A 16,755-nucleotide genomic window follows, 5' to 3' on the forward strand; every position below is an offset into this window, starting at 1 on the left:
ACAACGTAACCACAGACAATTTGGCGGACAACATCATACCGCTCGCGCCGATTGATTCCAAATATAGTGGATTAACTTTAAATCAGGACAAGGCGGAGGCAACGCCGTACTGGTTTAAAGTTAACCCACTATACATCTTAACCAAAAATAAATATTCTTATCTCATTAAGACACTCCCTAAAACATCCGCTAATTCTCCTCTAACACTCCCCCTCTAGAATGATGTTCAGAAAAAAGAAAAACAAGTCTCCTCACATAACGATAGTCTGCTCACACTGACACGGACGGAACATCATTTTCCCCACCATCGTTTTTCCCCTAAGGAGCGTATCATGAAACTGAATCTGCAAAAAACCACCGCTGCTGTTTTAGCTGTTTTGTTCAGCGCAGGCGTATTTGCCGCCAACAATGCCTACAATCCATTTGATTACGGTTATCAAAACCACAAATACGGCAAAAAATGGGGCAAACCCGCATCTGAAGCCGAAGGCGAAAAAGTGATGAAACACGCTGCCTACCGTTCGGGCGTGCACTACACTAACGTCAACCGCATGCCCGGCAATGTAGACCGCAACGGCGTGAAAACCGTACAGGTCAACGACGCACGCACCCGTCAAAACCTCGGCCGCTATGCGTTCAACACCATCAAGAGCGGCGGCTCTGAAGTGTACTACGGCGAGTGGGTCGGTAAAGAATACGCCAAAGGCACCAACCGCGGCGTTTTCTACTCTGGCGACAAACGCGCTACCTCTATGCCGGTATCCGGTGTAGCCAACTACGCCGTCAAAGGTATTAACAACTACACCGGCAACAACCCGATGGTCGGTACTTTGCGCGCAGACTTCGGTCAACGCGTCTTGGCAGGTTCTATGAAAAACAACGCTGTACAGATGGACATCCATTCCCGCATCAAACCGTCCAGCGCATCGTTTGAAGGCTACGCCCGCGCCAACGGCCACTTCGGTAAAACCGAAGGCCACTTCTTCGGTCACAACGCAAGCGCGCTGGCCGGTGTTGCCAAATTTAAAACCGACCGCAACTTGGATACGGCATTCGGCGGTGTAAAACGCTAAAATCCCTAGTTAAGTAAAATGAGTTAAGTAAAATAAAGCCTGCTTCACGCAGGCTTTTTTAAACACCAGCCCGCCAACCTTCTCAAGGTCGTCTGAAACCCGCCGATCGGAAAGCCGACACCATGTACAAACCGTCTGCCTGCCTTATCCTGTTTCTCGTTGCCCCCGTCCTTGCCGCGCCCCGTTCTGACTTTTCAGACGACCGTACCGCGCAACGCCTGTGGCAGGACACCCGCCAAACCATGCAGGAGCAGGAACAAAAAGTGCGCGAATACCGCCTCGACATTCCCGCCGAACACATCGGGCAGACAGCCGAAACCGACCCCGAAGCCGACCAAGGCGAAGCCCTGTTTAACGCCGTCAACCGCAGCGACTGGCAAACCGTGCGCCCGCTGCTTGAGCGTTATACCCAGCAAACCGAATACGACCCCGACATCGCCCTCTTTGCCCGCGCCTCGCTCGCCCGCGGCGAAGGCAGGTGGAAAGCCGCCAAACAAGACTACGAAACCCTGCTGCAACGCCATCCCGACTTCACGCGCGGACGGCTCGATTACGCCCGCCTGCTCTTTGAAGGTCGTCTGAACCGCGAAGCCACTTCCGAATTTATGCGCCTTCAAAACGAAGACCTGCCCGAAGCCGTCAAAGAAAACATCGGCCATTTCCGCGACTCTCTAAACCAACGCCAAAGCTGGCAGGGCAGCCTTTCCGTCGGCGCCGTCCACAACAGCAACATCAACGAAGCCAGCGGCAAAGTGTGGTGTAAAACCGAAATAGACGGCGAATGCTGGGAAGAATTTTCAGGCGACCAGCCCATTTCCGCCAACGGCATCAAATACGAAGCCGCCGCCGTCCGCCGCTGGCAGATTAAAGGACACCACGGCATCGCCGCCCGCGCGCTCGGCTACGGCCGCTTCTACCGCGACCATAAAGACTTCAACGAACACACACTCAACCTCAGCGCAGGCTATCAGTTTGAAAACCACCGCCACACCTTCGCCCTCGCCCCGCTCGTCGAATGGAACGGCAGCGGCGGCAAAACCCTCAACCGCGCCTACGGCGTGCGCAGCGAGTGGAACCTCGACAAAGGCAGCTGGACGTGGAATACCGAAGCCGAGTGGAAATACCTTTCCTATTCCGACAAAACCCGCCTACTCGACGGCAGCCTCTTCTCCGTTTACAACACCCTGTCCTACTTCCCGCGCAACGACCTCATGCTCTACGGCGGCATAGACTGGCAGCAGCGCAAAGCCAAAGAGCCGGTAGACAGCTACCGCCTCATCTCCGCACGGCTGGGCGCGGCAAAAATGTTTGAAGCCGGCTTCGACGCCTCCGCCTCCGCCACCTTCGGCATCCGCAGCCACCGCGAAGAAAACGCCGTCCTCGAACAACGCCGCCGCGACAAAGAACAGACCTACCGCCTCAGCATAGGCGCGGACCGCTGGAAATTCGCCGGCCTCAAGCCCGTCCTCAGCTACAAACACCGCCGCGTCCACGGCAACACCGACTGGCTGTACAGCTACAAGCAAAACGAAGTCGGTCTGTCGCTGGTGAAATCGTTCTAACGCAGGACGTAGAAACACAAAGGTCGTCTGAAATTCAGTTTTCAGACGACCTTTGCGCGTTTTGAATTATTCCCCGTCTTTAACCGGATGATCGGGCAAATACACATCAAATCGGGTGCTTTTGCCCGTGTATTGGTAGGCGGGTTTTTCGCCGTTGAGAAACTCGCCGAGGCGCGGGCGTTTGACGACGACGCGCTTTTTGGCGATGGCGCGGGCGGCGGCAAGCAACCCGGCTTCTTCTTGGGCGGCACCGACGACGCTGTGGAAATACGCCATTTCCTTTTTGACGGCGGCGGACTTTTGGCGTTCGGGGTACATGGGGTCGAGGTACACAATGTCGGGGCGCGATTGAGCGGCGAGTTCGCGCATCAATTCGACGGCGTTGCCATAATGGAAAGTCATGCGGCGGGCGATGTCTTGAATTTCAGGCGCTTGCAGCGCGCGTTCGAGGCCGTCGGCAAGCAGGCAGGCGACGGCGGGATGCTGCTCGAAAGTGTGGACGTTCAAACCGAGCGAGGCGAGGACGAAACTGTCGCGCCCGAGTCCGCCGGTGCCGTCCCAGACGGTCGGTTTGGTTGTGTGGTTGACCGCCTTGGCAATCAGCTCGCCGCCGCCTTTGGTGCGCCGGTATTGGGCTGCGCCGCCGCCGAAATCGACGCGGACACGCCCCTTCTCCCCCGCGCGGCACAAGCTGACGCCCTCCGCATCGGCAAGCAGGTATTCGCCGCTGTCGGGCAGGTCGGACAAAATCGGAAGCTGGAATTGCCGCGCCAAACGGCGGGCGTGTTCGGTGGCGGTGTCGGCGAGATAAATGGGCGTCATGGCGGTTGCGGGTCGGGGTTGTCTGAAAAAGGCGGATTATATAGTGGATTAAAATAAAAATGAGACAAGGCGGCAACGCCCGCCGTGTACGGGTAGTACATAAGGGCGTTGGCAACGCCGTATCATTGCAATTTTAATCCACTATATCGGGAATCCGCTTGAAGCCGATATGGCTTCATCAATACGGATTTTATCCGTTCTCGGGACAAAGGTCGTCTGAAAATCGGATTTTGAGTTTTCAGACGACCTTTGCCGTTCTTTACGCACTGAATTTCCGTCCGCGTTCCATGTCCTGCCTTGCGGATAAAGGGGAACGGTCAATGCGGCGCGGATAGAGGTTTTGGCTATATCCAAAGCATCAGGAGTTATTTAGCCTGCGTCAGCCCGTTTGTTAAAATCCGTTGTTTTGCCGGTTGATTGAACGGCATTTTCCAATAGAAACAAACAATAACCATGACCCACACACAGCAAAAATCCCCCAACCTTTGGCTGGTGACCGCCGCTGCCGCCGCCATCCTGCTGATTACCATCGGTATGCGCATGACTATGGGACTGTTTGTCCGTCCCGTCGTCGACTCTACCGAGCTGAGTATCCAAGAGTTCAGCCTGATTATTGCCGTTTTCCAGTTGATGTGGGGCGTGTCCCAGCCGCTTTCCGGCGCGATTGCCGACCGCTTCGGCGCGTTTAAGGTTTTGGGCGGCGGCGCGTTGCTGTTGGCTTGCGCCTGCCTGATGGTGCCGCAGATGCCGACTTATTGGGGGCTGATGCTAGCAATCGGGCTGCTTTTTGCATTCGGAACGGGCGCGGGCGGTTTCTCCATCATCATGGGGCAGGTCGCGGCGAAAGTGCCGCCGCACAAACGCGGTTTGGCTTCGGGGCTGGTCAACGCGGGCGGTTCGGCGGGGCAGTTTCTGTTTGCGCCGCTGGTGCAGGGTTTGCTGGTGTTGCCCGCCGTCGGCTGGACGGGGACGTTTTATGTTTGGGGCGGGATTGCGCTTTTAATCCTGCCGATTTCGTGGTGGCTGGCGGGCGGCAAAAACGCTGTCGCCACGCACCACACGTCGTCTGAAAACGGGCAATCGCTGGGGCAGGCAGTCAAAGCGGCGTTTAAAGACCGCAGCTACATCCTGCTGCACTTGGGCTTTTTTACCTGCGGTTTCCACATTGCGTTTTTGGTGACCCACCTGCCCAACGAAATCGCGCTCTGCGGCCTGCCCGCTTCGGTCGCTTCGACTTCGATTGCGATTATCGGCCTGGCGAACATCGCGGGCTGCATTTTTTCGGGCTGGTGTACGGGGCGGTTTTTGGGCAAATACGTTTTGTTCGGACTCTACGCCTCGCGCGTGGCGATGGTGCTGATCTACCTTGCCGCCCCGAGAACCGACGTCAATTTCTACATTTTCGCCGCCGCGCTGGGCTTCACTTGGCTCGCCACCGTCGCGCCGACTGCCGCGATTACGGGCAAGCTGTTCGGCACGCGCTATCTGGCGACGTTGTTCGGACTGACGATGTTGAGCCATCAAATCGGCGGTTTTTTAGGCTCGTATATCGGCGGCATCGTGATTTACCGGTTCAACGATTACGGCTGGATGTGGTATGCCGACGCGGTGTTGGCGGGGACGGCGGCTTTGCTGAACCTGCCGATACGCGAAAAGAAAACGGCGTAAACCGCTGCGACGCAACCAAGACAGGTCGTCTGAAAATCGGATTTCGGGTTTTCAGACGACCTTTTCCCGCCGTTACATCAAGTCAGTTCAAAAGAGGCGTGGGCGAAGCGGCAAAATCGGCTAGAATAGGCTCGGGAAACCGGAGGTTCGGCGACAGGCAGCTTGAAACCGTCAACCGCCTACATTCCGCCCCGCCGCGCACCGTCCGCCACCCCGTCCGTACCGTTTTCGAGTGGAATACATGAATCGTTGGTTTTACACGCAATTATGGCGCATCGCGCCGCCGCTTATCCGCCACTATCTCAAAAAGCGCGCCATCAAATCGCCTGCCTATCTCTACCATTGGGGCGAGCGTTTCGGCGAGCCGTTTGACCGGCCTGTGCAGCATCCGATTTGGGTGCATGCCGTATCGGTCGGCGAAACCCGCGCCGCGCAGCCTTTGGTGGAAGCGCTGCGCCGCCATTTCCCCGACGCGCCGCTGCTCATGACCCAAATGACGCCGACCGGACGCGCCGCCGCAAAAGAACTGTTCCCCGACGCGCAATGCCGTTACCTGCCTTACGACAAACCCGAATGGGTCGCCCAATTCCTAAAGGAACACCGCCCCCTGTTCGGCGTACTGATGGAAACGGAAATCTGGCCCAACCTCATGCACGCCTGCGCCGACGCGCACGTCCCCTTGTTTCTCGCCAACGCCCGCCTGTCTGAAAAATCACAGCGCGGCTATTTGAAAATCCGCAACCTGTTCGAGCCTGCGCTGCAAACCTTAAGCGGCTGTTTCGCGCAAACCGCCGAAGACGCGGAGCGGCTGCACTTGATCGGCGCGTCCAACGTCCATGTCTGCGGCAACACCAAATACGATATTTCCCCGCCCGAACGGATGCGCGCACTGGCGGCGGCCTTCCGCGAACGCATAGGCACGCGCCCCGTCGCCGTCTGCGCCAGCACCCGTTTTTACAAAGACCAAGACGAAGCGGCGCTCTTGCTCGAAGCATGGAAAAAATATACCGGCGATGCCTTGCTGGTCGTCGTCCCGCGCCATCCGGAGCGTTTTCAGACGACCTTTGAAACGGCGCAGGCATTGGGTTATACCGTTCAAAAACGCAGCGACAACCTGCCGGTTTCCCGACAAACACAAGTCTGGGTGGGCGACAGCATGGGCGAACTCTTTGCCTACTACCTCAGTTCGGATGTCGCCTTTGTCGGTGGAAGCCTCGTGGATAGCGGCTGTCAAAACATCATCGAGCCGATAGCCTGCGGCATTCCGACCGTGTTCGGCTTTTCCACCTACAACTTTGCCGCCGCCTGCCGCAGCGCGCTGGAAGCCCAAGCGGCGGTGCAGGTGCAGAATGCGGACGAATGGCGCACCTTCGTCTCAGCCTGTTTGGAAAACCCGAGCGAGCGCAGCCATTTCGCCCAACAGGCGGCACGCTTTGTCGCCGGCCATCAAGGCGCCAGCCGTCGGATGGCGGACGAAATCGCCGCGTCTGTGCGCCATCTGACGCGCGAAGAGGCTTAAGGGCAAACCTGCCTTCCCCAAACGAAAGGTCGTCTGAAAACCCGAATTTAGGTTTTCAGACGACCTTTTTGTCTTGTGGACGGATTGCCGCGAATCAAGCGGCGTCGCCCGCCCTGCCCTGACGGCAAACCGATTCCTGCCTTACTTCGCCATTTCCGCGAACACTTGATGCGCGGTGGCGATGGTTTCGTCAATCAGCTCGGGCGTGTGCGCGGCGGAGACGAAGCCTGCTTCGTAGGCGGACGGGCCGAAGGCGGTGTTGCGGTCGAGCATGCCGTGGAAGAAGCGTTTGAAGGCGTCGATATTGGAACGCGCCATGTCGCCGTAGTTTTGCGGGGCATGGGCGGCGAAATACAGGCCGAACATACCGCCCACGCTGTCGGCGGTAAACTCGATGCCGTGCGCTTTGGCGGCGGCGGCAAGCCCGTCGGCGAGGCGGTGGGTCAGGGCGGTCAGGTTTTCGTAGAAGCCTTCGCGTTGGATGATTTCAAGCGTTTTCAAACCGGCGGCGACGGCAATCGGGTTGCCCGACAAGGTGCCTGCCTGATACACGCCGCCCAGCGGGGAAATACATTCCATGATGTCTTTGCGTCCGCCGAACGCGGCAAGCGGCATACCGCCGCCGATGACTTTGCCCATCGTGGTCAGGTCAGGCGTGATGCCGTGCAGCGACTGCGCGCCGCCGAGCGCGACGCGGAAGCCGGTCATCACTTCGTCGTAAATCAACACGGCGCCGTGTTTTTCGGTCAATTCGCGCAGGGCTTTGACGAAAGCTTCGGTCGGGCGGACCAGGTTCATATTGCCGACAAAGGGTTCGAGGATGACGCAGGCGATTTCGTCGCCGTTGCGGGCGAACGCTTCTTCGAGTTGGGCGGTGTTGTTGTATTCGAGGACTAAGGTGTGTTTCGTGAAATCGGCGGGAACGCCTGCGGAAGACGGGTTGCCAAAGGTGAGCAGGCCGCTGCCGGCTTTGACGAGCAGGCTGTCGGAATGGCCGTGGTAGCAGCCTTCGAATTTGATGATTTTGTCGCGTCCGGTAAAGCCGCGTGCGAGGCGGATGGCGGTCATGGTCGCTTCGGTGCCGGAGCTGACGAGGCGCAGCCTTTCGACGGACGGCATGATTTTGGCGATTTCTTCGGCGATGACGATTTCGCCTTCGGTAGGCGCGCCGAACGACAAACCGCCCAACGCCGCTTCGCGCACGGCTTCGATGACTTCGGGGTGCGCATGTCCGACAATCGCAGGCCCCCACGAACCGACGTAATCGGTGTAGCGCGTGCCGTTTTCGTCCCAAACATACGCGCCTTCGGCTTTTTTGATGAAGCGCGGCACGCCGCCGACGCTGCCGAATGCGCGGACGGGGGAATTCACGCCGCCGGGGATGATGGCTTTGGCGCGGTCAAACAGGATTTCGTTACGGTTCATAGCGGGTTCTTTCTGAGGTCGTCTGAAAAATAAGCGGTATTTTATCATCAGATTGCCCGCGCCAGCCGTTTCAGACGACCCCAAAAGCCCAAACCGCCACGGCGCAACGCCGTATCTGAAAATGAAAATTGTTCTGTAAAAACAATCACTCTGTTCATATTTGAAGCGTTTGTGCTATAATCCGCACCCATTTATACCATAAAGAAAACATCATGTTACGCGGATTCATTTTAATGCTTACCCTTTTGGTTTCCACCGTCTCCTACGCCGCCCAGCGCAAGCTGCCGAGCGATATGGACGCGGCGGTTTTGAAACAGGTCGAACTGCCTTATCTGAAAGTGAGCCGTGGCGGCTTCTCATGGACGCGCCTCTTGACGCTGGGCCTTGCCGACGGCAATTCCGCCAAGCTGCAGATTACCCGTTTCACCAAAATCCACGACGAAAACGACCGCTTCATCCCGATGGGGCGGCTGGCAAGTAAAACAGGCAAAACCATCGCCTTCAAACACAACGACACCAACGCCCTCGTGCGCGAAGTGTGGGTTTTGACCGACGACGAAGCCTCCCGTTTTACCGCGCAAAAAGAAGTCCGCGACGAGATTAAGCAAGACGCGCAATAAGCCGCCGCCTGCCCGTTTCAGACGACCCACACACACACCGCGTGGTTGGCTGTTGCAGCCGCAGCAGCGCAACCGCGCATTTTTGCGCCCTGACGAATCTGCGTTTCAGACGACCTGTCTACGTTCCCAAGGTCGTCTGAAATGAAGATTTCCATAACAATCAGCCCCGCAATTACGGGCTACCTGAGAAAGACACAAACCATGAAAAAAGTATTTATCCGCACCTTCGGCTGCCAAATGAACGAATACGACAGCGAAAAAATGCTCGCCGTACTCGCCGAAGAAAACGGCGGCATCGAACAAGTAACCGAAGCCGACGAAGCCGACATCATCCTCTTCAACACCTGCTCCGTGCGCGAAAAAGCGCAGGAAAAAGTGTTCTCCGACTTAGGCCGCGTGCGCCCGCTCAAAGAAAAAAATCCCGACCTCATCATCGGCGTGGCTGGCTGCGTCGCCTCCCAAGAAGGCGAAAACATCATCAAACGCGCGCCTTATGTGGACGTCGTCTTCGGCCCGCAAACGCTGCACCGACTGCCCAAAATGATTGTGGATAAAGAAACCAGCGGTCTGTCGCAAGTCGATATTTCCTTCCCCGAAATCGAAAAATTCGACCACCTGCCGCCCGCCCGCGTCGAAGGCGGCGCAGCATTCGTGTCCATTATGGAAGGCTGTTCCAAATACTGCTCGTTCTGCGTCGTCCCCTACACCCGCGGCGAAGAGTTCTCCCGCCCGCTGAACGACGTTTTGACCGAAATCGCCAACCTCGCCCAGCAAGGTGTTAAAGAAATCAACCTCTTAGGACAAAACGTCAACGCCTATCGCGGCGAAATGGAAGACGGCGAAATCTGCGACTTCGCCACCCTGCTGCGCATCGTCCACGAAATCCCCGGCATCGAGCGTATGCGCTTCACCACCAGCCACCCGCGCGAGTTTACCGACTCGATTATCGAGTGCTACCGCGACCTGCCCAAGCTGGTGTCGCACCTGCACCTGCCGATTCAAAGCGGTTCCGACCGCGTATTGAGCGCGATGAAACGCGGCTACACCGCCTTGGAATACAAGTCCATCATCCGCAAACTGCGCGCCATCCGCCCCGACTTGTGCCTGAGCAGCGACTTCATCGTCGGCTTCCCCGGCGAAACCGAGCGCGAGTTCGAGCAAACCCTGAAGCTGGTGAAAGACATCGCCTTCGATTTGAGCTTCGTCTTCATTTACAGCCCGCGCCCCGGTACGCCCGCCGCCAACCTGCCGGACGACACTCCGCACGCCGAAAAAGTGCGCCGCCTCGAAGCCCTGAACGAAGTCATCGAAGCCGAAACCGCCCGCATCAACCAAACCATGATCGGCACCGTACAACGCTGTCTGGTCGAAGGCATCTCCAAAAAAGACCCCGACCAGCTCCAAGCCCGTACCGCCAACAACCGCGTGGTCAACTTCACCGGCACGCCCGATATGATCAACCAAATGATCGATTTGGAAATCACCGAAGCCTACACCTTCTCCCTGCGCGGCAAACCGGTCGAAGCGTAAAGCCGTTCCGTCATAGCAAAGGTCGTCTGAAAACCTGTATCTTGGTTTTCAGACGACCTTTTGTATCTTGGGCAAGTTCAGAAAGACTTAGTGTTTAAAAACGTACTTTAATTGACTTGTTCCACCAAAAAATCCACAAATGCCCGGATTTTCCGGCTGACGGCATTGTCGCCGTAATAGACGGCGTAAAACGGTTTGGCTTCGTTCAAGGCGCGGTCGGGCAGGAGTTCGTGCAGGTGTCCCGCAGCAATATCGGCGGCGACGGTGAAATCAGACAGGCAGGCGATGCCGTTGCCTTCCAGGCACAGGCGGCGGATGGTTTCGCCGCTGTTGGCGGACAGTTGCGGCACAGCGGCGTAGGGCGTGTGGCCGGTGTCGGCAAACGGCCAGTTGTTCAGGGTTTTGGGCTCGGAGAAGCCGATGAGGGTGTGCCGCGACAGGTCGGCGACGGTTTGGGGCGTGCCGCGGCAGGCGAGATAATCGGGCGCGGCAACGAGTTTCAGACGACTGTCAAACAGATGGCGGGCGCGTAGGGCGGAGTCGTGCAGGCTGCCTGCGCGGATGGCGATGTCCACGCGCCGCTCGATGAGGTCGATGTAGCCTTCGGACGAGGTGAGCAGCAGTGACACCTGCGGGTAGCGTTCGCAGAACGGGCGTACCAGCGGGGCGACGAGGTGCAGCAGCGTGGGCGTGGCGGAATCCACCCGAAGCACGCCCTGCGGCGCGCCGCCTGCGGAGAGGATTTCGGCCTCGGCGGCTTCGATGTCATGCAGTATCTGCCGCGCGCGCTCGAAAAAGCGGCAGCCTTCTTCGGTAAGCCGCAGTTGGCGCGTGGTGCGGTTGAGCAGGTTGGCGGAGAGTTTGTCTTCCAGCCGCTTCACGGTGCGGCTGACGGCGGAGTTGGCCAGCCCGAGCCGCTCTGCCGCGCGGCTGAAACTGCCGCTTTCCACCACCTGCACAAACACGGCCAGTTCGTCCGAATGGGTTTTCATTGTTGCGTTTCCTAGAAAAGTGTTTTGCAATTATTGCTGTTTTCATTATAAAGCATCGGGGTACAATAATGCTTTTTCAACGCAAATATTTGAGAGACCAACATGAATATTCTGTTAATTGATGGCGGCCAACATTTCGGCCATTCCGCCGGCCGCCTGAACCACACGCTGCACCAAACCGCGCGCGACACGCTGACCGCACTCGGCCATGCGGTGAAGGAAACCGTGATTGAAGAAGGCTACGACAAAGATGCCGAAGTGGAAAAATGGCTGTGGATGGACGCGGTGGTTTGGCAGATGCCCGGCTGGTGGATGGGCGAGCCGTGGACGGTGAAAAAATATATCGATGAAGTGTTTACCGCAGGCGTGGGCGAAAACAAGCTGGTGGCCAACGACGGCCGCCACCGTGTAAACCCGACGGAAGGCTACGGCACGGGCGGCTTGCTGCATGGCAAAAAACACATGATTTCATCCACTTGGAACGCGCCGATTGAGGCGTTTACCCGAGAAGGCGATTTCTTTGAGGGCGCGGGCGTGGACGGCGTGTACCTGCATTTCCACAAGGCCAACGAGTTCCTCGGCACCACGCGCCTGCCCTCGTTCATCTGCAACGATGTGATCAAGAATCCGCAGGTGGAGCAGTATTTGGCGGATTATCGGGCGCATTTGGAGAAGGTGTTCGGTAAAGTATAGTCGAGATGGCCGGCCTGATTGCCGATACGGTATCTGCTATCCGCCGTATCGATGTAGGTAGGCTGGCTATACGCAGAGTATAGTGGATTAACTTTAAACCAGTACGGCGTTGCCTCGCCTTGCCGTACTATCTGTACTGTCTGCGGCTTCGTCGCCTTGTCCTGATTTAGTTAAGCCACTATAGTTGATATTCGTGTACGCCAAATAAATCAAAGGTCGTCTGAAAACCCGTATCGTGGTTTTCAGACGACCTTTTTGTATCATATTGGCATCAACAGTCGGCTCACCGAATCCCGCCTGTCTTTTAGCAATTTCACGATACCGCGTATTGACAGCCCCATAGGGGTCGTCTGAAAATCAGTTTTCGCGCTTTCAGACGACCTTTTTACATTTAACAACCCGTCCGAAGCCGCCCTATATCCTCCGCGAGAAAAACCATGTCCCTGCAAAACCTTTCCAACATCCGCACCCTCGTCGTCAAAGTCGGCTCCAGCCTCGTTACCGCAGGCGGCAAAGGCATAGACCAAGCCGCACTCGACCGTTGGGCGGCGCAAATCGCCGAATTGGGCAAACAAGGCGTGCAAACCGTCCTCGTTTCCAGCGGCGCCATCGCCGAAGGCATCAAACGGCTGGGCTGGAGCAAACGCCCCACCGCCATCAACGAACTGCAAGCCGCCGCCGCCGTCGGACAAACCGGCATCGCCCAAGCCTACGAAACCGCGTTCGCACCGCACGGCATCCGCACCGCCCAAATCCTGCTGACCCACGACGACCTGAGCAACCGCCCCCGCTACCTCAACGCCCGCAGCACCCTGCAAACCCTGCTGTCCAAAGGCATCGTCCCCGTCATCAACGAAAACGACACCGTTACCACCGACGAAATCAAACTCGGCGACAACGACACCCTCGGCGCACTCGTAACCAACCTCATCGAAGCCGACGCACTCGTCCTTCTGACCGACCAAAAAGGCCTGTACGACAGCGACCCGCGCAAAAATCCGCAAGCCAAACTGATTCCGACCATCGCAGCCGACCATCCCGACCTCGAAAGCATGGCAGGCGGCGCAGGCAGCAGCGTCGGCACCGGCGGCATGTACACCAAAGTCACCGCCGCCAAACGCGCCGCACTCAGCGGAGCCGCCACCGTCGTCGCATGGGGCGGCGAACCCGACGTCCTCGTCCGCCTCAAACAAGGCGAAAGCATAGGCACGCTCTTCACCAGCGCGCACAGCCGCGTCGCCGCCCGCAAGCAATGGCTGCTCGGACACGTCCAAACCGCCGGCAGCCTGACCGTCGATAGCGGCGCGGCAAAAGCCCTGACCGAACAACACGCCAGCCTGCTGCCCGTCGGCTGCATCCGCGCGGACGGACATTTTCACCGCGGCGAACTCGTTGCCATCCTCGATACCGACGGCAAAGAAATCGCCCGCGGCCTTACCAATTACAGCAGCGGCGAAACCGCCAAAATCCTGCAAACCCCGTCCGAGCGCATCGCCGAAAAATTAGGCTACGCCCACGAAGACGAACTTATCCACCGCGACAATATGGCGTCGCATTGGTAAAAAAGGTCGTCTGAAACCTTATAGTGGATTAAATTTAAATCAGGACAAGGCCGACGAAGCCGCACAGTACAGACAGTACAGAACCGATTCACTTTGGTGCTTCAGCACCTTAGAGGAATCGTTCTCTTTGAACTAAGGCGAGGTAACGCCGTCGGTTTAAAGTTAAGCCACTATATTATTGAGTTTCAGACGACCTCCCCTCCCATCCAACCAAAGGAAACCAGCATGAAAAAATTCCTCTTCCTCACCACCGCCCTCCTGCTCCTCAACGCCTGCGCCTCCCAATCCGGACAAGGCAGTTCTGCACAAGTCTATGGCGAAATCAAAGGCGGCGTAGAAAGCAGCCACGTCCACTAAGCAGGCGGAACGGCAGGCATTGCCCTCGCAGAAGATGCCGCCCCATTCCCCTAAAATCCGCATGACGAACATCGTGCCATAAAATCAAAAGGTCGTCTGAAACTTGGTTTACCCGGTTTTCAGACGACCTTTTCTATTGGACTGAAGACAAATGTTTGGACGGCAGTCATTCCCGCGCCAAACAGGAAAAGGACAAGGCTGACGGTGCAACAACGTCGTCTGAAACGGTTTGCGGACAGCACCCAGTTTCTATTCAAACCTTTTCGCCGCTACGGCTTTCAGCCCTTAATCCTGCCTGTCGGTACGGTTTCTCCCAATCAGCGGATAATCCCGCGCGTGGATTGGGCGAAGAAGTCTTTAAACACCGCCAGCTCCGCCTGCGTTTCGGCGCGGCGGAGGATGTCGGCTTTGGCTTCTTCAAACGGGATGCCGCGGTAGTAGATGGTTTTATACACATCTTTGACGGCGGCGATCTGCTCGGCGGTGAAGCCGTTGCGGCGCATGCCTTCGCTGTTGATGCCTGCGGGTTCGGCGCGGTAGCCTGCCGCCATGAAGTATGGCGGTACGTCTTTGTGTACGCCTGCGGCGAAGGCGGTCATGGCGTAGTCGCCGATTTGGCAGAACTGGAACACCAGCGTGTAGCCGCCCAAGACGACGTAGTCGCCGATGGTAACGTGTCCGGCAAGGGAGGCGTTGTTGGCGAAGATGGTGTGGTTGCCGATGACGCAGTCGTGTGCGAGGTGGCAGTACGCCATAATCCAGTTGTCGTCTCCGACGCGGGTTTCGCCGATGCCGGTTACCGTGCCGAGGTTGAAGGTGGTGAATTCGCGGATGGTGTTGCCGTTGCCGATAATCAGCTTGGTCGGCTCGTCGCGGTATTTTTTGTCCTGCGGGATTTCGCCGAGGCTGGCAAATTGGAAAATGCGGTTGTTTTCGCCGATGGTGGTGTGGCCGTTGATGACGGTATGCGGGCCGATTTCGGTGTTCGCGCCGATTTGGACGTTGGGGCCGATGACGGTGTACGCGCCGACTTTGACGCTGGAGTCGAGTTCGGCTTTGGGGTCAATGACGGCGGTCGGGTGGATGAGGGTCATGTTTTTCCTTTCCTGTCGTGTTGCCGAAAAGATGCGCGACGGCAACAGGTCGTCTGAAACTTTCAGACGACCTTTTTCTGAACACTCAAACCACGCGTTTGGCACACATGATGATGGCTTCGACGGCGACTTGTCCGTCCACTTTGGCGACGGCGCTGAATTTGCCGATGCCGCGTTTGTTGGTCAGCAGCTCGACTTCGAAAACAAGTTGGTCGCCAGGGATGACTTGGCGTTTGAAGCGGGCTTCGTCTATGCCGGCGAAGAAGAAAAATTCGTTGTCTTTGCGGCCGCCTTCGCTGAGGATGGCGAGTGTGCCGCAGGCTTGCGCCATGGCTTCGATGATGAGTACGCCGGGCATGACGGGCAGGTCGGGGAAATGGCCTTGGAACTGCGGCTCGTTCATGGTGACGTTTTTAATCGCGGTCAGGGTTTTCATGGACTCGAAGGCGGTGATGCGGTCGAGTTGCAAAAACGGGTAGCGGTGGGGAATGAGTTTTTGGATGTCTTTGGCTTCGATAGGGAGTTGTACGTCCATGTTCGTCGTATTCCTTGGTATTTCGGGGTTGGCTGGGCGGTTTCATCGCGGAGGCTTTAAAACGATAGGCTTTGCCGCTTTGTCGGGATTTAAAGCGCATCCGCCATGTAAACCGATTGTGGGGTTATTCGTCTTTTTCGCTGTCGCTCAGACGGTTTTCCAATGTTTTGAGGCGTTTGTTCATTTCGCTCAGGCGGTGGATGTAAACGGCGTTGCGCGCCCATTCTTTATGGGTGGACATCGGGAAGATGCCGGCGAGGTGTTTGCCGCTTTCGGTAATGCTGTGGGTCACGGACGTGCCGCCGCCGATGGTGGTTTTGTCGGCGATTTCGATGTGTCCGACCGTACCGACGCCGCCGCCGATGATGCAGTAGCTGCCGATGGTAACGCTGCCTGAGATGCCGGTTTTGGCGGCGATGACGGTATGCGAACCGATTTTGCAGTTGTGTCCGATTTGGACTTGGTTGTCGATTTTGGTACCGTTGCCGACGGTGGTGTCGCTCATTGCGCCGCGGTCGATGTTGGTGTTCGAGCCGATTTCTACGTCGTCGCCCAGCGTTACCGCGCCGGTTTGCGGGATTTTAAACCATGAATCGCCGGCGAAGGCGAGTCCGAATCCGTCCGCGCCGATGACTGCGCCGCTGTGGATTTCGACGCGGTTGCCCAGTGTGCAGCCGTAATAAACGACGGCGTTGGGATGCAGGACGACTTCGTCGCCCAGTTTGCAATCGTGTTGGACAACGGCGTTTGCCAAGATGCGGCAGCCTTCGCCGAGCACGGTGTTGGCGCCGATGTAGGCGTTTGCGCCGATTTCGCAGCTGGCGGGAACGGTGGCACTTTCCTCGACGACGGCGGTCGGATGGATGCCGCCGCGCGCTTTGACGATGGGCGAAAACAGGCGGGCGACTTTGGCGAAATAGAGATAGGGATCGTCGGCGACAATCAGGTTGCGCCCTTCAAATTCGTCCACTGCTTTGGCAGAAACGATGACCGCACCCGCGCTGCTGTCGTGGACTTCGGCTTTGTATTTCGGATTGGCGAGGAAGCTGATGTGTTCCGCCTGCGCGTCTGCGAGCGGGCGCACGGCGGCGACGGAAATGTCCTTGCCGCGCCATTCGCCGCCAAGCTGCGCTGTGATTTGGGACAGGGTGTAGGTTTTTGAAGTCATGATGTTTCGTAAGCTTTGGGATGAGGTCGTCTGAAAGGGACGGCGGGAGCAGTCGGACAGAACGGTTTGCCTAAAACGTATGCCGGCAGGAGTGATAAGACAGGTATAGTGGATTAACTTTAAACCAGTACGGCG

Annotated in this window: 17 protein-coding genes and 1 pseudogene; 10 read left to right on the top strand and 8 right to left on the bottom strand. The window is 57.4% G+C overall.

The window, feature by feature from the left end; genetic code table 11:
- The first annotated feature begins 332 nt into the window (after positions 1-332).
- A complete protein-coding gene (locus tag HMPREF2726_RS06430) occupies positions 333-1,073 on the top strand; it encodes a Slam-dependent surface lipoprotein (RefSeq protein ID WP_070602684.1) in 741 nt (246 codons plus the stop codon).
- Positions 1,074-1,195: 122 nt separating this feature from the next.
- On the top strand, positions 1,196-2,635 hold the full coding sequence (locus HMPREF2726_RS06435; RefSeq protein ID WP_070602686.1) for a surface lipoprotein assembly modifier: 1,440 nt from the start codon (positions 1,196-1,198) through the stop codon (positions 2,633-2,635).
- Between the two features lie 66 nt (positions 2,636-2,701).
- Here the strand turns inward: HMPREF2726_RS06435 and HMPREF2726_RS06440 are convergent, their stop codons facing one another.
- Together HMPREF2726_RS06440 and HMPREF2726_RS13060 are read right to left on the bottom strand one after the other, a co-directional pair.
- The gene (locus tag HMPREF2726_RS06440; protein WP_070602688.1) at positions 2,702-3,457 is read right to left on the bottom strand and encodes a class I SAM-dependent methyltransferase; all 756 of its coding nucleotides are present in this window, start codon (positions 3,455-3,457) and stop codon (positions 2,702-2,704) included.
- Positions 3,458-3,598: 141 nt separating this feature from the next.
- Positions 3,599-3,811 carry a hypothetical protein gene (locus HMPREF2726_RS13060; RefSeq protein WP_094113230.1) on the bottom strand — a complete coding sequence of 71 codons (213 nt, stop codon included), beginning with the start codon at positions 3,809-3,811 and terminating at the stop codon, positions 3,599-3,601.
- A gap of 99 nt (positions 3,812-3,910) precedes the next feature.
- On the opposite strand from HMPREF2726_RS13060, the gene HMPREF2726_RS06445 reads away from it, so the two are divergent.
- From HMPREF2726_RS06445 to waaA, 3 genes are read left to right on the top strand one after another with little or no spacing between them, the layout of a single operon-like run.
- On the top strand, positions 3,911-5,125 hold the full coding sequence (locus HMPREF2726_RS06445; RefSeq protein WP_070602690.1) for an MFS transporter: 1,215 nt from the start codon (positions 3,911-3,913) through the stop codon (positions 5,123-5,125).
- The gene (locus HMPREF2726_RS13825; RefSeq protein ID WP_148132486.1) at positions 5,050-5,370 is read left to right on the top strand and encodes a hypothetical protein; all 321 of its coding nucleotides are present in this window, start codon (positions 5,050-5,052) and stop codon (positions 5,368-5,370) included. Before HMPREF2726_RS06445 ends, HMPREF2726_RS13825 begins: the two co-directional genes overlap by 76 nt.
- Positions 5,367-6,644 (top strand): lipid IV(A) 3-deoxy-D-manno-octulosonic acid transferase, encoded by a 1,278-nt coding sequence (waaA, locus tag HMPREF2726_RS06450; RefSeq protein WP_009312639.1) that lies wholly within the window; start codon positions 5,367-5,369, stop codon positions 6,642-6,644. Before HMPREF2726_RS13825 ends, waaA begins: the two co-directional genes overlap by 4 nt.
- Positions 6,645-6,785: 141 nt before the next feature.
- Here waaA and hemL read toward each other — a convergent pair whose 3' ends face one another.
- On the bottom strand, positions 6,786-8,069 hold the full coding sequence (gene hemL / locus HMPREF2726_RS06455) for a glutamate-1-semialdehyde 2,1-aminomutase (protein ID WP_070602692.1): 1,284 nt from the start codon (positions 8,067-8,069) through the stop codon (positions 6,786-6,788).
- Between the two features lie 212 nt (positions 8,070-8,281).
- Here hemL and HMPREF2726_RS06460 point away from each other — a divergent pair, with 212 nt between their 5' ends.
- Both HMPREF2726_RS06460 and miaB read left to right on the top strand, forming a co-directional pair.
- Complete coding sequence (locus tag HMPREF2726_RS06460; RefSeq protein ID WP_060974921.1) at positions 8,282-8,689, top strand: hypothetical protein; 408 nt, start codon at positions 8,282-8,284, stop codon at positions 8,687-8,689.
- Positions 8,690-8,890: 201 nt separating this feature from the next.
- Positions 8,891-10,219: a tRNA (N6-isopentenyl adenosine(37)-C2)-methylthiotransferase MiaB gene (gene miaB / locus HMPREF2726_RS06465; RefSeq protein WP_003743791.1), complete on the top strand. Its 1,329-nt coding sequence runs from the start codon at positions 8,891-8,893 to the stop codon at positions 10,217-10,219.
- 107 nt (positions 10,220-10,326) lie between these two features.
- Here miaB and HMPREF2726_RS06470 read toward each other — a convergent pair whose 3' ends face one another.
- Positions 10,327-11,211: a LysR family transcriptional regulator gene (locus tag HMPREF2726_RS06470; protein ID WP_070602694.1), complete on the bottom strand. Its 885-nt coding sequence runs from the start codon at positions 11,209-11,211 to the stop codon at positions 10,327-10,329.
- 102 nt (positions 11,212-11,313) lie between these two features.
- Here HMPREF2726_RS06470 and HMPREF2726_RS06475 point away from each other — a divergent pair, with 102 nt between their 5' ends.
- Complete coding sequence (locus HMPREF2726_RS06475; RefSeq protein WP_070602696.1) at positions 11,314-11,904, top strand: NAD(P)H-dependent oxidoreductase; 591 nt, start codon at positions 11,314-11,316, stop codon at positions 11,902-11,904.
- 77 nt (positions 11,905-11,981) lie between these two features.
- On the opposite strand, the pseudogene HMPREF2726_RS13830 reads toward HMPREF2726_RS06475, so the two are convergent.
- Positions 11,982-12,111, bottom strand: a pseudogene (locus tag HMPREF2726_RS13830) (IS5/IS1182 family transposase); the annotation flags it as partial.
- A 230-nt stretch (positions 12,112-12,341) separates the two neighbouring features.
- Here HMPREF2726_RS13830 and proB point away from each other — a divergent pair.
- Together proB and HMPREF2726_RS14790 are read left to right on the top strand one after the other, a co-directional pair.
- Complete coding sequence (proB, locus tag HMPREF2726_RS06480) at positions 12,342-13,466, top strand: glutamate 5-kinase (protein ID WP_070602698.1); 1,125 nt, start codon at positions 12,342-12,344, stop codon at positions 13,464-13,466.
- A 225-nt stretch (positions 13,467-13,691) separates the two neighbouring features.
- Positions 13,692-13,823 (top strand): hypothetical protein, encoded by a 132-nt coding sequence (locus HMPREF2726_RS14790; RefSeq protein WP_283118730.1) that lies wholly within the window; start codon positions 13,692-13,694, stop codon positions 13,821-13,823.
- Positions 13,824-14,140: 317 nt separating this feature from the next.
- Here the strand turns inward: HMPREF2726_RS14790 and lpxA are convergent, their stop codons facing one another.
- From lpxA to lpxD, 3 genes are all read right to left on the bottom strand, one after another.
- Complete coding sequence (gene lpxA / locus HMPREF2726_RS06485) at positions 14,141-14,917, bottom strand: acyl-ACP--UDP-N-acetylglucosamine O-acyltransferase (RefSeq protein WP_070602700.1); 777 nt, start codon at positions 14,915-14,917, stop codon at positions 14,141-14,143.
- An 85-nt stretch (positions 14,918-15,002) separates the two neighbouring features.
- A complete protein-coding gene (fabZ, locus tag HMPREF2726_RS06490; protein WP_070441502.1) occupies positions 15,003-15,452 on the bottom strand; it encodes a 3-hydroxyacyl-ACP dehydratase FabZ in 450 nt (149 codons plus the stop codon).
- 124 nt (positions 15,453-15,576) lie between these two features.
- Positions 15,577-16,620 carry a UDP-3-O-(3-hydroxymyristoyl)glucosamine N-acyltransferase gene (lpxD, locus tag HMPREF2726_RS06495; protein ID WP_003767855.1) on the bottom strand — a complete coding sequence of 348 codons (1,044 nt, stop codon included), beginning with the start codon at positions 16,618-16,620 and terminating at the stop codon, positions 15,577-15,579.
- Positions 16,621-16,755: the final 135 nt, after the last annotated feature.

It is taken from the genome of Neisseria sp. HMSC074B07, assembly GCF_001810355.1.
Taxonomy (GTDB): domain Bacteria; phylum Pseudomonadota; class Gammaproteobacteria; order Burkholderiales; family Neisseriaceae; genus Neisseria.

Bases quoted from the DNA above. Each gene is read 5' to 3' on its own strand.
- HMPREF2726_RS06430 (WP_070602684.1), top strand. From the start codon at position 333: ATGAAACTGAATCTGCAAAAAACCACCGCTGCTGTTTTAGCTGTTTTG.
- HMPREF2726_RS06435 (WP_070602686.1), top strand. From the start codon at position 1,196: ATGTACAAACCGTCTGCCTGCCTTATCCTGTTTCTCGTTGCCCCCGTC.
- HMPREF2726_RS06440 (WP_070602688.1), bottom strand. From the start codon at position 3,457: ATGACGCCCATTTATCTCGCCGACACCGCCACCGAACACGCCCGCCGT.
- HMPREF2726_RS06445 (WP_070602690.1), top strand. From the start codon at position 3,911: ATGACCCACACACAGCAAAAATCCCCCAACCTTTGGCTGGTGACCGCC.
- waaA (WP_009312639.1), top strand. From the start codon at position 5,367: ATGAATCGTTGGTTTTACACGCAATTATGGCGCATCGCGCCGCCGCTT.
- hemL (WP_070602692.1), bottom strand. From the start codon at position 8,069: ATGAACCGTAACGAAATCCTGTTTGACCGCGCCAAAGCCATCATCCCC.
- HMPREF2726_RS06460 (WP_060974921.1), top strand. From the start codon at position 8,282: ATGTTACGCGGATTCATTTTAATGCTTACCCTTTTGGTTTCCACCGTC.
- miaB (WP_003743791.1), top strand. From the start codon at position 8,891: ATGAAAAAAGTATTTATCCGCACCTTCGGCTGCCAAATGAACGAATAC.
- HMPREF2726_RS06470 (WP_070602694.1), bottom strand. From the start codon at position 11,211: ATGAAAACCCATTCGGACGAACTGGCCGTGTTTGTGCAGGTGGTGGAA.
- HMPREF2726_RS06475 (WP_070602696.1), top strand. From the start codon at position 11,314: ATGAATATTCTGTTAATTGATGGCGGCCAACATTTCGGCCATTCCGCC.
- proB (WP_070602698.1), top strand. From the start codon at position 12,342: ATGTCCCTGCAAAACCTTTCCAACATCCGCACCCTCGTCGTCAAAGTC.
- HMPREF2726_RS14790 (WP_283118730.1), top strand. From the start codon at position 13,692: ATGAAAAAATTCCTCTTCCTCACCACCGCCCTCCTGCTCCTCAACGCC.
- lpxA (WP_070602700.1), bottom strand. From the start codon at position 14,917: ATGACCCTCATCCACCCGACCGCCGTCATTGACCCCAAAGCCGAACTC.
- fabZ (WP_070441502.1), bottom strand. From the start codon at position 15,452: ATGGACGTACAACTCCCTATCGAAGCCAAAGACATCCAAAAACTCATT.
- lpxD (WP_003767855.1), bottom strand. From the start codon at position 16,620: ATGACTTCAAAAACCTACACCCTGTCCCAAATCACAGCGCAGCTTGGC.